The sequence below is a fragment of the Ensifer sp. MJa1 genome (assembly GCF_037026475.1).
Lineage (GTDB): Bacteria > Pseudomonadota > Alphaproteobacteria > Rhizobiales > Rhizobiaceae > Ensifer.
On the sequence record NZ_JAKUMO010000001.1, the window covers coordinates 138,862 to 153,958 of the forward strand.

Genomic DNA, 15,097 nt, shown 5'->3' on the forward strand with positions numbered 1-15,097 from the left:
CAGTTCTCGAGGGTCTGATCAAGCGGGCTTATGCGCCGAGCTTTGCTCTCGATGTGGCGAGGATCTCGTCCGACAGCGCAGGGTCGTCGACGGCGCGAGAAAGCGCCAGCGCCCCGACCATGGTCGCAAGGGCTGCGATCGCTTCCGCGCGGGCTTCCGCCTTGTCCCTGGTTGAAATCAGGGCGGCGATGCTGTCGATCTGGGCGCGGACATTGTCGCCCATAGGGCGGCGCAGGTCTTGGCGCCGCGCCGCATCGGCGCTCATGGCGGTAATCGCGCAGCCGCCTGCAATCTCATCGCGGTTTTCCCGAGAGAGGTAGCCGCTGACATAGTCGCTGAGCGTGGTGAAGGCCTTCTGTACCTCGAAGGTCTCGGCAAGCGCGCCTTCCAGCGCCTCGACCGCCAGCGCCTCCTTCGACTTGAAATGCTTGTAGAATCCGCCGTGCGTCAGCCCGGCCTTCTCCATGATCGCATCGACGCCGACGCCATCGAAGCCGCGCTCGCGAAAGAGTGCGGCCGCGGCCGCAACGATGCGCCCGCGGTTTTCCTGCGCCTTCTCCCTGGAAACCCTCATGTTCAACCTTTCTGGAATTCGTCTTGACAATTTATATGACGGTCGTCATCTTTTGGCAATTAGATGACGAACGTCATCATTAAACAAGGAGACGGTGATGCGGTACAGGGTTTTCGGGCGGACTGGGCTTCGTGTTTCGGCGCTGGCGCTGGGCACGGGCAATTTCGGCACCGGTTGGGGCTATGGCAGCGAGCGCGAGGATGCCAAGCGCATCTATGACGCCTATCGTGCCGCCGGCGGCAACTTCATCGACACGGCCAACAACTACCAGTTCGGCCAGTCGGAAACGCTGGTCGGCGAGTTCGTCAAGGCCGAGCGCGACGAGGTGGTGGTGGCGACCAAGTTCTCGCTGCCGGATGCGCCGACGAGCGGGCTCCTTGCCACCGGCAACAGCCGCCGGGCGATGATCCAGTCGGTGGAGGCGAGCCTGAAGCGGCTCGATACCGACCGTATCGATCTGCTCTGGGTGCACATGCCCGACGGCGTGACGCCGATCGACGAGATCGCCCGTGGCCTCGACGACCTCATCCGCTCGGGCAAGATCCTCTATGCCGGCCTTTCCGATTTCCCGGCCTGGCGCGTTTCTGCAGCCGCGATGCTGGCTGAGGCCCGCGGCTGGGCGGGGGTTTCTGCGGTCCAGTTCGAATACAGCCTGGTGGAACGCACGGCCGAGCGCGAACTGGTGCCGATGGCGGAAGCCTTTCAACTGGGGGCCGTCGGCTGGTCGCCGCTCGGTGGCGGGCTGCTCACCGGCAAGTATCGGCGCGGCGAGAAGGGCAGGGCCGAGGGGCTCGGCGTACTCACCCATGCCGAGAGCGATGCGGTGAAAGTCGCGACGGTTGATGCGCTGCTCGCGGTTGCCGAAGAGGCGGGTGCCTCGCCGGGGCAGGTGGCGATTGCCTGGGCGGCTGCCCGCGGCGTGCTGCCGATCATCGGTCCGCGCACGCCGGAGCAGGCGGCCGACAATCTCGCCGCCGCCGATCTCACCCTGACGGATGCCCAGATCGATCGGCTCGAGGCCGTCAGCGCCACCCGCCGCGGCTTCCCGCACGAGATGCTGGCCGCGCCCGGCACCATCGCGCTCTGGACCGCCGGCAAGGCGGATCTGATCGACAATCCGGCCTTTCCGGTGCGCTGATCGCCGCCTTCGCTTCCGCCATCACGTCGAGCGACGGGACGTAGGAGATTTCGATGCAAGGCCGCCATCGACCCACGATGGCGGCCTTGATCCATGCAACGTGCAGTGTAGTTGGGGCGTTGACGGCGGCGGCCGATCTATGCATCCTGCCGGCCACGACGCTTGGAAGCCAAGAACGAAGATGCCGGACGACGGCACAGGGAACACCGCAACAGAAGACATCTGACCGTAATGACCGCGGCGCGCACCTCGCGTTGCCCCGGAACTTGGACGCATACCTGATACCGCATTCACGACGTCATTCGCATCGATTGCTCGAGGCCGGAGGGGACTGTGAAGGGAAAGTCGAGGTATTTGCCAGCGGTGCTGGCTGCAACATTTGCCGCTTGCGCGGGCCTGCCGGCTGCGGCCGCCGATCTGGTGATCGCCATGCCGAACTGGCCGTCCGGCCAGGCGACGGCCAATATCCTGAAAGAGAGCATCGCCAGGAAATTCGGGCTCGATGCCGAGGTCAAGGAGCACGGCACGCTCAATGCCTTTGTCGGCTTCGAGGCGGGCACGGTCGACATCCAGCCGGAAGTCTGGCGGCCGAACTTCGAGGACGTCGTGCGTAAATATGTCACCGACAAGGGCGTCGGGCAGCTTGCCGAGCGCAGCGTGCCGGCCTGGCAGGGGCTTTGCGCGACGCCCGAGGCGGCAGCGACGATCAAGTCGGCAGCCGATCTCAGTGACCCTGAGAAGACCAAGATCCTCGACACCGACGGCGACGGCAAGGGCGAGATGTGGATCGGTGCTCAGGCATGGCTGTCGACCGGCATCGAGCGGGCGCGGGCGGCGGGCTACGGCTATGGCGAGACGCTGACGCTGTTTGAGGCGGAAGAAGAGGTGGCGATGGCGGCGGTCGACGCGGCGGTCGCGACCGCGCGGCCGATGGTGTTTTACTGCTACGCGCCGCATCACGTCTTCGAACTGCACAAGATCGTCAGGCTCGAGGAACCGCCGCACGACGCCGCCAAGTGGAAGATCCTGCCGCCGAGCGATCCGCTGTGGGTCTCCAAATCGAGTGCCTCGACCGCCTGGGAGGCGGGGCATTTCCAGATCGCCTATGCCACCGCCTTCGGCAAGAAACACCCCGATGTCGCGAAGTTCCTCGACAAGGTGGACTTCTCGCCCGAGGAAGTGACGAAGATGAGCTATGCGCTGGAGGTCGAGCGCCAGACGCCGGCCGACTATGCGAAAAAATGGGCCGAGGACAATGCGGCCCGCATCGACGGGTGGGCCAAGCCATGACCGGTACATCTGACGACACCAAACTTGAGCGCGGTAACCGCGCGGCGAAGAAGAAGGGCCGCAGGATCGGCATCGGCCTTCTTGCTGCCGCGCTCTGCCTCGGGCCGCTGGCGGCGCTGGCGCAGACGCAGATCTATGACGCCCGCACCAAGAAATGGGTGAACTACGACAAGAAGAAAGCGCGGCAATACTACGCCCGCAACAACCAGCTGCCGGAGGCCTTCCGCCGCCAGGTGGTGCCGTTCCGCACGGCGGAAAAGCCGGGAACGATCATCATCGACGGCAACCAGCACTTTCTCTATCTCGTCCAGCCCGGTGGCCAGGCGATCCGCTATGGCATCGGCGTCGGGCGCGAAGGCTTCGGCTGGGCCGGCATCGTGCGGGTCGGGCGCACGGCCGAATGGCCGACCTGGACACCACCGGCCGAGATGGTGGCGCGCGATGCCAATGCCGCCAAATGGGCGGCCGGCATGCCGGGCGGCCCGGACAATCCGCTCGGCGCCCGCGCGCTCTATCTCTACGAAGGCGACCAGGACACGATCTACCGCATCCACGGCACGGTGGAGCCGTGGACGATCGGGCTCGATGTCTCCTCCGGCTGCATCCGCATGAACAATGACGACGTCGTCGACTTGCATTCGCGCATCGAGATCGGCGCCAAGGTGATCGTGCTGATGCAGGGGGCGGCGCTCTACAAGGGTGTTTGACGCGGCGCTTGATGTCGGCTGCGTTCGGGCCAGGGCATCGACGCATGTGCGCTCAAGCAAACATGCCCGCGAGGGCAGCGACAGGATTTCGAAGCGGCTGCCCTTGGGGGCAAGGATGGCCGGTCGATTGCAGGAACCAGGGCAGGCATAGGATCCGACATGAGGTCGGCAAGGGGAGGATACGTGGTGAACGAGGGGATGTTGCGTTCGAGAGCTTTTCTTCTGGCAGCGGCAGCGCTTGCCGTCATCGGCGGCTGCCAGTCGGCGCCAAAGCCGGAGGATATGGCCCGCACCAGCCTGCAGACGGCGCCGGCCGACCTGCAACTGATCTGCGCCAACGCCGTCGCCGGCACGGCGCATGTGGATAGCACCAAGGTCCTGCCGGTCAGTTCTCGGGCGCTCGATGCGACCAACTACAGCGTCGATCTCGACGCCGGCGGGCGCAAGTTCAACTGCGTCGTCGATAGCACGGGCAGCGTGAAATCGGTCCAGCCGGCCGCCTGACCGGCACTTGGCAGCACAACCGTTGCCTCTCATGCCGGCCTGGCCGCCGTGCCGGTGTCGGTTCGCCGGCGACAGAGTGTTTTGGGATCTCGGGAAGCGGGAGGCCGATGCTGACGAACGACCGCCTCACCATCCTCAATCTGTATGAGTTGAAGGCGCCGCCCGATCATTTTGCGCGCGCGATCGGCGCGTTGGCGCGCAGGGTCGAAGCCGAAGGCGATCCTGGCGTTCTTTCCTGCAGGTTCTTCGTGAATGCGTCGGAGGGCACGGCGCGCGGGGTCATTGACTACAGCGGCCCTGCCGCATGGATCGGCCATCATGACATTGCCATGGGTTGGCCCGAAATGTCGGCGCTGCACGAAGTTGCCACCCTTTCGGAAGTCGTCTTCCTCGGCCCGATGACAAGCGAGATCCAGGCCTGGATCGACAATTCGACGCTGAGCGCCCGGATCAGGCGCGGCTATGCATTTGCGGGCGGCTTCCAGAGAGCGGGCGATCCGTAGCAGGATCCGTTTGAAGGCCGAGCACGATACACGCTCGTGGCGCCTTCGCGAACATCAGTCGCCAAGGCTGAACAACGTCGCGGGATCGGCAACGACCGGCGGCGCGTAGAAGGTCAGGCGCGCGGCATCCATGAAAAGAAGCGGCGGGGTCATCTCTCCGGCAAGCCGGGTGATCCAATCCTGAAGCTCGCGCACCTTGTCGGCGTTTTCGGCCGAAAGGTCCCTGGTCTCGGACGGGTCGGCGGCAAGGTCGAACAGCTCGATTCGTGACGGCAGCGCCGCCTTCCAGACGAGCTTCCACTTGTCCTTGCGCACGGCGCCCGCCAGCGGATCGACATTGTAGACGAGGTCGTTGCGCGCGGACGGCTTGCCTTCGCTCAAGTCCGGCCAGAGGTTGATGCCGTCGAGCGGCTTGTTCTTGCCGAGCGGCGCACCGGCGATCGCCGCAAGCGTCGGGTACATGTCGACGACATGGATCATGCCCTCGACCTTGCCCGGCTTGATCCGCTCCGGCCAGTTGGCAAGCGCTGCGACACGGGTGCCGCCTTCGTAGAGCGTGCCCTTGCCGTCACGGTAGGGACTGTTGCTTGCCGGCAATCCGCCGCTGACCTTGGTGTCGCCGGCAAAGAGCGAGCTCGTCACGCCGCCATTGTCGCTGTGAAAGACGATCAGCGTGTTGTCCCGCATGCCGCGCTTTTCGAGGGCCGTCACCAGCCTGCCGATGCCATCGTCAAGCACGGAGATCATCGCCGCATAGGCGCGGCGGTTTTCATCCGCGATGTGCTTGTAGCGGCCGAGATAATCCTCGGGCGCCTGGAACGGCGTGTGCGGGGCGGTAAAGGCGAGATAGAGAAACAGCGGGGCGGACGCATCATGGCCTTCCACCACCCGGACCGCCTCGTCGCCGAAGAGGCTGTTGTCAAAGCCGGTCTCTTCGAGTGGCTTGTTGCCGCGGTACCAGTCCTTCACGCCATGGGAGGAATGCTTGAAGTGGTCGATCTCGCCGACCAGTGCACCGTAGAAGCTGTCGAAACCGCGCTGCATCGGCCAATATTCCACCTTGGCATGGCCGAGATGCCACTTGCCGACGAGCGCGGTTCGGTAGCCGGCGTCCTTCATGAGCTGAGGCAGCAGATATTCGTCGAGCGCCAGCCCATAGGAACCGGGCGAGGGGATCACCCCGGTCTGGAGACCATAACGCAAAGGGTAGCGGCCAGTCAGGAAGGCTGCGCGCGTCGGCGTGCACATCGGCTGGGTGTAGAACGCGTCGAAGGTCACGCCGGCTGCGGCGAGCCTGTCGAGATTGGGTGTCCTGATGTCGGAGCCTTGGAAGCCGACATCGGCCCAGCCGAGATCGTCGGCAATGATGTAGACGATGTTCGGCGGTGTCGTGCCGTTGGCGCGGGCCGGGGCGGGCGAGAGCCCACCAAGGCCAAGGGGCATGCCGGCGGCAACGGCGATCGCCGCCGCTCCACCGAGCAGCGCCCGCCGGCGCGTCGTGCCCGTCTTGCGGTTGCCGGTACCGATCGTTTCAAGGTGACGAGCGTTCGTGCTCGTCTGGCCCGCTTGCAGTTCAGACATGCGTACCCCCTGGAAAATCGGCCCGCCGGACGGTGGGTCGCTTTATTCGATAGTCCTAATATCTACACCTGCCGGTAGCGCCGTCAATCGGTTTGGCGCGGGCAGAGCCGGGTGATGCTTTGCATGGTACCGGGCGCGGACCGGCAGGACGAACGCCAGACATTGATCATGGTTGCAGCGGATAAACAGGCTTGATCCCCGCGGAGGCGAAGGAAATCAAGCTGTTCGACGTTCCTCGCGTTCAAGTCGAGTCGGCGCTTAATGCTGAAATCTCATTGTGCAATGCCGAATAAATTTTGCTGCATGGCAACAATACCATGGCGTAATGTTCGCGTTGCTTCAGTATAGTGGCGAATTCTTCTTCCAAATATAAAAGATCTGTGCTCTCATAGGTTTAGTTGGAAGGGAGGACTGCCATGCTCTCGTTCTTCGAGCATTTTGCACTTTTCGACGCCCTGATCGTCGCGGCGATCTGCACGCTTCTGATCCTGAGCTACTTCAGCCGCGAGGCGTGAGGCGGATTGCCGCCACGTGCAGCCAGCGTGTCGGCTCGCCGTCGTAACCGCCACCATCGGCCTCGCCAACCTCGATGTCCGGCCAGCCTGCCTCCTTGAAGCAGCCCCGCAGCCAGTCCACAGCAGGATAGTTGTAGTAGCGCTTGAAGCGGTCGTGTCCCTCCGCCTCGCCTGCCTTGAAGCTCGCGTGGAGAAAGCCGCCGGGTCTCAGTGCCCGATAAACACGTGCGAGCACGTCGGCGAGTTCGGCGCGCGGCACGTGCAGCAGCGACGCTTCCGCCCAGATGCCGTCGAAATGCCGACGCCAGTCGATCGCCTGAAACCGGACCACCTCGACCGTCCGGCCGATCCTTGCCTCGGCTTCGCGTGCCAGTTCCGCCGAGCCGTCGCAGGCGGTGACGTTGAAGCCGTGCCCCAGCATCACGAGGCTGTCATGGCCGCCGCCGCAGCCGAGATCGAGCACGGCGGCGCCGGATGGCAGCCGTTCCATGAAGGCGGCGAGTCGCGCGGTTGGCGGCTTGCGATCGCGCGCCGCATAGGCGGCGGCGTTGTCGCGGTAAAAGGCGAGGGTGTCGTCGGGGTTTGCCATCTCGCTTCCTTGCAGCGGTCCTTGCATCAAGCTGTAGCGGAATTCCGCGCGAAAGGAAGCGGTTGGCCGGGTGGCCTGCAAACGCGACGGAGGGCATCAAAACGCCCCGCAAACACTGCGCTTTGCGGGGCGAGACGGCGACCGCGACTATTGCTTGCCGCCGGCAGACAGCTTTGTCATGACCTCATCGAGGTTGAAGCTTGCCGGCTTCTGGCGGATCGGGAACTCCTCGAAGCTCGACAGCCATTGCGCCACCAGCGCCTGCGAGGGCACGACGACGAAGGAGCGGTCAAAAAACCACTTTTCGTATTCGATCGATTCATCGCCGCGCTCGAAGGGGTCCGCCCTGAGATTGAAGAGTTTCGGCGCCCGCAGATTGGTGAACGGGTCGCGCCAGACACCGATGCCGGTGCTTTCCTGCGCCTTGAAGACCACCTTCCAGTCCTGCATGCGAACGGCGACCAGCTCGCCATCATCGTTCCAGTAGAGGAATTCGCGGCGTGGTGCGTCGTTCACCTCGCCGCGGAAGAAGGGCATCATGTTGTAGCCGTCGAGATGCACCTTGAACGTCTTGGTGCCGGCCTGGTAGCCCGCCTTGCACTTGGCGACGATGTCGGGCTCGCCCGCTGCTGCGCACAGTGTCGGGATCAGGTCGTAATGCGAGAACATTTCGTTGTAGATCGTGTTCGGCTTGATGACGCCCGGCCAGCGGATGCAGGTGGGCACGCGGTAGCCGCCTTCCCAGTTGGTGGCCTTTTCGCCGCGGAAGGGGGTGTTGCCGCCATCCGGCCAGGTCATCACCTCGGCGCCATTGTCGGTGGTGTAGACGACGATGGTGTTTTCGACGAGACCGAGATCGTCGAGCTTCTTCAGGAGTTCGCCGACCATGCCGTCATGCTCGACCATGCCGTCGGCATAGACGCCCTTGCCGGTCTTGCCCGTGGATTCCGGCTTCAGGTGGGTGTTGACGTGCATGCGGGTGGAATTGAAGTAGCAGAACCAGGGCTTCTGGGCATTGTGCTGGCGGTCGATGAAATCGAGCGCGGCTGCCAGGAACTCGCTATCGACGGTTTCCATGCGCTTGCGGCTGAGAGGCCCGGTGTCTTCCACACGGCCGTCGGCAAAGGAGTGGATGACGCCGCGCGGGCCGAAGCGCTTGCGGAATTCCGGGCTCTTCGGGTAGTCGGGGTTTTCCGGCTCCTCCTCGGCGTTGAGGTGATAGAGGTTGCCGAAGAACTCGTCGAAGCCGTGGTTGGTCGGCAGGAACTCGTCCTTGTCGCCCAGATGGTTCTTGCCGAACTGGCCGGTGGCGTAGCCCTGCGCCTTCAGGAATTCGGCAATGGTCGGATCTTCGGCCTGCAGGCCGAGATCGGCGCCGGGCAGGCCGACCTTGGTCAGGCCCGTGCGGATCGGCGACTGGCCGGTGATGAAGGCGGCGCGGCCGGCGGTGCAGCTCTGCTCGCCATACCAGTCGGTAAACATGGCGCCTTCGTTGCCGATGCGGTCGATGTTCGGCGTGCGGTAGCCCATCATGCCGCGATGGAAGATGCTCGGATTGAACCAGCCAATATCGTCGCCCATGATCATCAGGATGTTGGGCTTGCCGCCGGCGGCCGGCGCCGTGGACTGCTGCGCCCTGGCGGCGGTGGCCGAGACGGTGAGGGCCGCGGCGGCAAGGGCACTGCCGCCAAGCAGGAGTTCGCGACGACTGACGCTCAGGTGCGGGGCGCTCTCAGATGGTTCGTTGTGTTCGGGATCGGTTACCGGATGCTTGCTCATGGCACGTTGCTCCATACGCCGTGGGGGATCGAGGTTCGGGCAAAGGCAATCGGTGGTCGGCCGCGACTGTGCGCCGCTGGCGTGCAGGCGGCAAGGATGTAACGGTTACGTTGCGCCTTGTTTTGCGGCGAGCCGCCTGACATGCGGGCGAACTCACGTAACGTCAGGCGTTTGACGCAACGCGCAGCGGCCCGAAAAGGCCGAAAAACACGCCAATTTAGGTCAATAATATTGACATAAATTGGCGGCCGTGGTCCTGTCGCGTGGCCGTCGAGAGCATTCCGCACTCAAGCGGGATCGCTTGAAGCGGAAAGATGTTCTAGAACGACAAGACTACAGCGACGCGCGACCTGTCAGGCGTGAAAAGGTCGCCGTAGCGCTTCGAAGGGCTGGATGTTTTTTCTGATCGGTTACGATTAAAGGAAACATGCAGTAGAGGTCCCGTGTGCGTTCATGGTAACGCACGGCGCTCTGAAATGACGTGGAGGAAGCGGAGAACCGCTTCCGCACCAATAATCTCTTGAGGAAACACCCCATGCTGGATTGGGAACATATCTTCGCGACGCGCTCGAGCCGGATGCGCGCCTCGGAAATCCGCGAACTGTTGAAACTGCTCGATCGCCCCGACATCATCTCGTTTGCTGGCGGCATTCCCGATCCTGCGCTGTTTCCAGACGCCGAATTCAAGGACGCCTATGCGGAGATCTTTTCCGGCCCGGCGGTGAGCGCCGCTTTGCAGTATTCGGTCAGCGAAGGCTACAAGCCGCTGCGCGAATGGCTCGCCAAGGAGATGGAAAAGATCGGCATCCCCGCCGGCGCCGACAACATCTTCATCACATCAGGGTCGCAGCAGGGTCTCGACTATATCGGCAAGCTGTTCCTGTCGCCGAACGACACGGCGCTCGTTACCTGGCCGACCTATCTCGGCGCGCTGCAGGCGTTCAATGCCTATGAGCCGACCTATGACCAGCTGAACCCGAACGGCAACCGCACGCCGGAAGCCTACCGCCAGGCAGCTTCCCAAGCTGGCGGCCGCGTCAAGTTCGCCTATCTGTCTGCCGATTTCGCCAACCCGACCGGCGAGACCGTCGACCGGGCAGGCCGCGAGCGCGTTCTCCAGCTTGCCGAAGAGCTCGACATCGCCGTCATCGAAGACGCTGCCTACCAGTCGCTGCGCTATGACGGCGAGCCGGTGCCGCCGATCCTGGCGCTCGAAATCGCCAAGAAGGGTGACATCAACAGCACCCGCACGATCTATTGCGGCTCGTTCTCCAAGACGCTGGCGCCCGGCCTTCGCGTCGGCTGGGTCTGCGCCTCGGAAAAGGTGATCCGCAAGCTGGTGCTCCTGAAGCAGGCCGCCGATCTTCATTCCTCGACCATCAACCAGATGGCGATCTGCACCGTTGCCGAGCGCGGCTTCGATCAGCAGGTGGCGAAGATCCACAAGGTCTACAAGCACCGCCGTACCGCCATGCTCGCGGCGCTCGAGAAGTACATGCCCGAAGGCGTGTCCTGGACGAAGCCGGAAGGCGGCATGTTCGTCTGGGTGACGCTACCGAAGGGCATGGACGGCGCGGCGCTCTTGGCCAAGTCGATCGAGACCGCCAAGGTCGCCTTCGTGCCCGGCCGCGCCTTCTTTGCCGATGGCTCGGGCGAAAACACGCTGCGCGTTTCCTTCTCCTGCGCCAACGACAAGATGATCGACGAGGGCATCCGCCGCCTCGGCGACCTCATCCGCGGTGAAGTCGCGCTCGCCGCTTAAGGCAGGAACTTTCCGGAAATTGTTAAACGCGCTCGCTCCGGCGGGCGCGTTTTCTTTTGTCTGGTAAAACCTTCGTGTTTTGGTCAAGATGACGCATTGATCGATGCAGGTCATTCCGGTAGACAGATTTCCGTGACATGACCGGGCGTATCCCGGCCACGTAAGCGTTAACGTCACTCAACGCGTATGATCGAACGGCTTGAAGCGGCTTCGATCTGCGCGACTGTGTCCTGCGGATCGAGGTTCAAAGCCTCAAAGGATACAGATGGATATCTCTCTCAACTACTCGCAATTCAGTCCGCCACGCATCGAGCGTGTCCGACACGAGACCAGGCGCCGTTTTCTCGTCGTTTCGGGCATCGAGCGGATTACACCCGGCATGCTCAGGATCACGCTTTCGGGCGACGACCTTGCCGACTTCGTCAGCCTCGGCGCGGACGACCACGTCAAGGTCTTCGTCAAAGGCGCTGACGGCAGCGAAGAGCGCCGGGACTATACGCCGCGGCGCTACGACAACGACGCGCGGCTGCTGGCGCTTGATTTCGCCCTGCACGAGGCAGGTCCCGTGACCGCCTGGGCGATGAACGCCAAAGTGGGTGATCCGCTGGAAATCGGCGGGCCGCGCGGTTCGGCGGTCCTCTCAGGCGATGTCGGCCGCCTGCTTTTGATTGGCGATGAAACGGCGCTGCCGGCGATCGGCCGCCGGATCGAGGAGGCGAAATCAGGCCATGAGATCACCAGCATCGCCGCCGTCACCGGACCGGAGGAGCGCCAGACCTTCCGTACCGAAGCCACGCTTTCCACCCATTGGGCCTATCGCCCGCTGGAACAGGCGAGCGATCCGAAAGCGCTGCTTTCGGTGGTGCGCTCGGTGGCGATTGAGCCCGGCACCTTCGTCTGGATCGCGGCCGAAGCCGCGGTGACACGCGCCATCCGGGCACATTTCGTCGAGGAGCGCGGCCTGCCGCTCAATTGGCTCAAGGCTTCCGGATACTGGGTCAAGGGCAAGGCCGACAGCACCGAAAAGTTCGAATAGGCGGCACAGGACAACGGAGGGCGGGTGTGCAGACGCCGCGTCGCGCTTCCAGCGGCGATGGATCCGCGGCCTTGTGCCCTCATCCGGATCGCAGGCGTTGTCCAGCACCTGCGCGCTCCACCAAGCGCCTATGCCATGAAAAGTGTGAGGCGCGCTCCGGCGCGATTGCCTTGATCCGGAGAGTCAGATCATCTCGCATCTTCCGCGCGGCGGCGATCTCAGGCGTGAGCGGCGCCTTTTTCTTGGGGCGTACTTCAAAGGGGCAGGGCAGGCTTGGACCTCATCGACGATCAAGAGCAATCGGATCAGCCGACGCCGCGCATGCTTGCCTGGGCGCGCAATTCGGCCGCCTACCGTCTGGCGCGCCAGATGATGACGGAGAAGCAGCTCTTCGACGCGATTGCGCGCAAGGCGCGGGAGAAGTTCGAGGATGTCAGCGCCAGCCAAGTGGAACTCTTGGCCGCCGCTGCCGTCACCTTCGCCTATGACAACGGCGCGCTCAACGATCAGGCCTATGCCGAGATCAAGACCCGCTCGGCCGCGCGCGGCGGCAAGTCGAAGCGGGTGATCGCGCAGAAGCTGTCGGAGAAGGGGGTCGCCAAGGACGCGGTTGCCCAGGCCGTCGCCGAAGTGGACGACCTCTATGCGGCTGTCGTGCTGGCGAGAAAGCGTGCCTTCGGCCCGTTCCGCAAGGTGGATCTCGACGAGAAGCGCGCGAGCAAGGAGCTTTCCGCCTTTGCCCGGGGCGGCTTCAGCTTCGAGCTCGGCAAGCGGGTGTTTGCGATGTCACTTGAGGAGGCCGAGGACATCCTGATCGAGGGCCGCTCGCTCTGACGCCGGATCGCGGGCGCGGTCGTAGACTGTTTGAAAGAACGCAATTCCGGACGCAAAACCGCTTCACACTTTTGCTGGAATTGCTCTAAGCGCGCTTCAGTGCGGGATCGTCGAGCGCCGGGTTGTAAAACAGTGACAGCGTCAGGCTGCGGGCGATGCGCTCGGCCGTTGCCATGAACCAGGCTTTGGCCTCCTGGTTCGGTGCGATGTCGTCGAGCGTCGCGGAAAAGAGCGCCAGCCATTTCGGGAAGAGGTCCGGGGTCATGTTGGCGACGCCCGTATGCGCCTGCACCGGCTTGCCGCCATAGGCGCCGGTGCGGAAGGCGACGGCCGACCAGAAGCTCTTCATCTTCTCCATATGCTCCGGCCAGCGCCCGGAAAGCCTTGCGTCGAAAACCGGGCCGAGCTCGGGATGCGCAAGCACGCGCGCGTAGAAGGTATCGACCAGGTGGCCGACAAAGGCCTCATCGATGCCGATCGCCTGCATCTCTTTTTCCGCACGCTCGCGGATTGCGGCGACATGGGCGGGGCGGCCCTGCAACTCGTTGTCCATCTCATATCCTTGGCTTTGCCGGCCTCATATAGGGGCTGCGAAGGCCTGCGCCAAATGGCGACCGCCGATTGCGTCAATCTGTCATGCCGTTGGCCGCACGACGTCAACGCGGCACGAAATCGACGAGGAGCGATTTCAGCTCGATTTCGCGAACACGGCGCGCCGCCTCGTCGGGGCTTACCCAGGCAAGTGTGCGCTCGCCGCGCTCCTTGAACTCGTCCACGAGTTCATCGACCTCGATCTGAAATATATCGATGACGCATGGGACGACGTCGCCATCGTCGAGCACCTTGAGATAGGTGTAGCTGCCGACCGGCTTCTTCCTGACCTTTCCGCGAACGCCGGCTTCCTGAAAGGCCTCGATCGCCGCCGCCTCGAACGGCTTCTTGCGCTTCATCGGCCATCCCTTGGGGATTACCCATCGGCCGCTCTCACGCGACGTCACCACCAGGATCTCGATGCCGGGACCGTCCTTCGGGCGGCGGAAGCACAGGGCTGCATATTGCTGGCGAAAGGCTCCCGAAAACAGCTTCTCCGGCGCTCTCGCAAGTTGCTGCAAGATCGTCCCGGTCTTGCCGGTCTTCTGCCCTTTGCCTTTTTTTGTCGAGCCCATGTTTCCCTTTTCAACAGCGACGGCAGGTTGCTGACACTTTAGTTGCGCCGGCTCGATGCGGAAGTGGTGGCTGAGGGCAACGGGCAGGCCAGGCCCGGTTCATCCACCGAATATTTGTCCGCACGCTCGGCTTGCGAAAACGCGCCAGCCTGCGATGGCGTTCCACGTCTTAACGGTTACGGGCTCGTGCCGGGCTCCACGGTCTCTTCTGGTTTCTGTCGCACCGATGTTCACAATGGACCCCCGTGACGCCGCGTGGGAAAATGCCGGCACCCGCGGCTGCAGAGTGGCGTTTCGCGCCCGGGCTATCTCATGTCGACAGTTTCGAGCTTTGCGTGTCGCGCCGACCCGTCTCGCAGGGGCCCGCGGGCTTTCCTTAGGATCATTCAGGAGAACGTGTCATGAGCAGAAGACCCCGGACTGGCTTGATCATCCCCGTTGCACTCGTCGTCGTCGCAGGCGTGGCGATCGCGGCGCAGGACAAGTTTACCGTGCAGGTTGCCGGTGGTTTGTCGCTGTCGGAATGTCGGGGCTACGACGACTGGCCGGCAGCCTGCCGGAGGAGCCTGAGGTCAAGCTCAACCTGATCGTCGCAAATCCGACGATGATCGAGGCCTATCGGGCTGGAATAGCGGCAAAAGGAGAGCATTTCCCGGACGGTTCCAAGATCGTGAAGATCCTGTGACGCCGAAGAACCACAGCGCTGCGCCTTTTGCCGTGAAGGTTCCCGACACGCTGGCGAGCGTCGGTTGCATGGTGAAGGATAGCCGCCGCTTTGCCGATACCGGCGGCTGGGGATACGCCCAATTCGACTATGATCCGGCATCGGATACGCTTGCGCCGAACACGGAGCTGCAGGGCAACGATGCCAAGTGCGGTGCTGCGTGTCACCAGGCCGCGGAAGCGACGGACTTTGTCTTCACGGCCTATGGAAAGCGCTAGGCGGCAGAGCCAGCGCGCAATTCGCGGGCATTGTCGGTGGTGCTCGCGAAATGCAGCCGCAGATCATCGTACCCTCCACGAACGACTGGCGCCGCTTCAACTCCGCCCCCGTTGAGCGCGCCGGCCGCCTGCACATCGTAACTGTTACGTACTTGTCCGGCTGCCTTCGAAGCGCAT

16 protein-coding genes are annotated in these 15,097 nt (G+C 63.6%); 10 read left to right on the forward strand and 6 right to left on the reverse strand.

All coding sequences use genetic code 11. The features are described from left to right. Nucleotides 1-28: 28 nt before the first annotated feature. On the reverse strand, nucleotides 29-574 hold the full coding sequence (locus MKZ91_RS00700) for a helix-turn-helix domain-containing protein (RefSeq protein ID WP_336166978.1): 546 nt from the start codon (nucleotides 572-574) through the stop codon (nucleotides 29-31). A 97-nt stretch (nucleotides 575-671) separates the two neighbouring features. Between MKZ91_RS00700 and MKZ91_RS00705 the strand changes: the two genes are divergently transcribed. The 5 genes from MKZ91_RS00705 to MKZ91_RS00725 all read left to right on the forward strand — a co-directional run bounded on the left by MKZ91_RS00705 (nucleotide 672) and on the right by MKZ91_RS00725 (nucleotide 4,716). Beyond that, nucleotides 672-1,712 carry an aldo/keto reductase gene (locus tag MKZ91_RS00705; RefSeq protein ID WP_336166980.1) on the forward strand — a complete coding sequence of 347 codons (1,041 nt, stop codon included), beginning with the start codon at nucleotides 672-674 and terminating at the stop codon, nucleotides 1,710-1,712. A gap of 354 nt (nucleotides 1,713-2,066) precedes the next feature. Beyond that, nucleotides 2,067-3,002 carry an ABC transporter substrate-binding protein gene (locus tag MKZ91_RS00710; RefSeq protein ID WP_442892183.1) on the forward strand — a complete coding sequence of 312 codons (936 nt, stop codon included), beginning with the start codon at nucleotides 2,067-2,069 and terminating at the stop codon, nucleotides 3,000-3,002. Then, a complete protein-coding gene (locus tag MKZ91_RS00715) occupies nucleotides 2,999-3,709 on the forward strand; it encodes a L,D-transpeptidase (protein ID WP_336166983.1) in 711 nt (236 codons plus the stop codon). Before MKZ91_RS00710 ends, MKZ91_RS00715 begins: the two co-directional genes overlap by 4 nt. 159 nt (nucleotides 3,710-3,868) lie before the next feature. Beyond that, the gene (locus MKZ91_RS00720; protein ID WP_442892166.1) at nucleotides 3,869-4,213 is read left to right on the forward strand and encodes a hypothetical protein; all 345 of its coding nucleotides are present in this window, start codon (nucleotides 3,869-3,871) and stop codon (nucleotides 4,211-4,213) included. A 107-nt stretch (nucleotides 4,214-4,320) separates the two neighbouring features. Next, entirely contained in the window at nucleotides 4,321-4,716 is a 396-nt protein-coding gene (locus MKZ91_RS00725) for a hypothetical protein (RefSeq protein WP_336166986.1), read from the forward strand. A 54-nt stretch (nucleotides 4,717-4,770) separates the two neighbouring features. Here MKZ91_RS00725 and MKZ91_RS00730 read toward each other — a convergent pair whose 3' ends face one another. The 3 genes from MKZ91_RS00730 to MKZ91_RS00740 all read right to left on the reverse strand — a co-directional run bounded on the left by MKZ91_RS00730 (nucleotide 4,771) and on the right by MKZ91_RS00740 (nucleotide 9,180). Further along, on the reverse strand, nucleotides 4,771-6,297 hold the full coding sequence (locus MKZ91_RS00730; RefSeq protein ID WP_336166988.1) for an arylsulfatase B: 1,527 nt from the start codon (nucleotides 6,295-6,297) through the stop codon (nucleotides 4,771-4,773). A 498-nt stretch (nucleotides 6,298-6,795) separates the two neighbouring features. After that, nucleotides 6,796-7,401, reverse strand: coding sequence for a class I SAM-dependent methyltransferase (locus MKZ91_RS00735; protein WP_336166989.1), 606 nt, complete (start codon nucleotides 7,399-7,401; stop codon nucleotides 6,796-6,798). A 147-nt stretch (nucleotides 7,402-7,548) separates the two neighbouring features. After that, nucleotides 7,549-9,180, reverse strand: a complete 1,632-nt coding sequence (locus tag MKZ91_RS00740; RefSeq protein ID WP_336166991.1) for an arylsulfatase — start codon at nucleotides 9,178-9,180, stop codon at nucleotides 7,549-7,551. 535 nt (nucleotides 9,181-9,715) lie between these two features. On the opposite strand from MKZ91_RS00740, the gene MKZ91_RS00745 reads away from it, so the two are divergent. From MKZ91_RS00745 to recX, 3 genes are all read left to right on the forward strand, one after another. Continuing rightward, nucleotides 9,716-10,942 (forward strand): aminotransferase-like domain-containing protein, encoded by a 1,227-nt coding sequence (locus MKZ91_RS00745; protein WP_336166992.1) that lies wholly within the window; start codon nucleotides 9,716-9,718, stop codon nucleotides 10,940-10,942. 265 nt (nucleotides 10,943-11,207) lie between these two features. Then, complete coding sequence (locus tag MKZ91_RS00750; protein WP_336166993.1) at nucleotides 11,208-11,978, forward strand: siderophore-interacting protein; 771 nt, start codon at nucleotides 11,208-11,210, stop codon at nucleotides 11,976-11,978. A gap of 273 nt (nucleotides 11,979-12,251) precedes the next feature. Further along, nucleotides 12,252-12,812: a recombination regulator RecX gene (gene recX, locus MKZ91_RS00755; protein ID WP_442892167.1), complete on the forward strand. Its 561-nt coding sequence runs from the start codon at nucleotides 12,252-12,254 to the stop codon at nucleotides 12,810-12,812. Nucleotides 12,813-12,897: 85 nt separating this feature from the next. On the opposite strand, the gene MKZ91_RS00760 is transcribed toward recX, so the two are convergent. Beyond that, nucleotides 12,898-13,365: a group III truncated hemoglobin gene (locus MKZ91_RS00760; RefSeq protein ID WP_336166994.1), complete on the reverse strand. Its 468-nt coding sequence runs from the start codon at nucleotides 13,363-13,365 to the stop codon at nucleotides 12,898-12,900. Nucleotides 13,366-13,468: 103 nt separating this feature from the next. Next, complete coding sequence (locus tag MKZ91_RS00765; RefSeq protein ID WP_336166995.1) at nucleotides 13,469-13,978, reverse strand: NUDIX hydrolase; 510 nt, start codon at nucleotides 13,976-13,978, stop codon at nucleotides 13,469-13,471. A gap of 401 nt (nucleotides 13,979-14,379) precedes the next feature. Here MKZ91_RS00765 and MKZ91_RS00770 point away from each other — a divergent pair, with 401 nt between their 5' ends. Continuing rightward, nucleotides 14,380-14,565, forward strand: a complete 186-nt coding sequence (locus MKZ91_RS00770) for a hypothetical protein (RefSeq protein WP_336166996.1) — start codon at nucleotides 14,380-14,382, stop codon at nucleotides 14,563-14,565. Nucleotides 14,566-14,659: 94 nt separating this feature from the next. Further along, nucleotides 14,660-14,920, forward strand: a complete 261-nt coding sequence (locus MKZ91_RS00775; protein WP_336166998.1) for a cytochrome P460 family protein — start codon at nucleotides 14,660-14,662, stop codon at nucleotides 14,918-14,920. Nucleotides 14,921-15,097 lie beyond the last annotated feature (177 nt).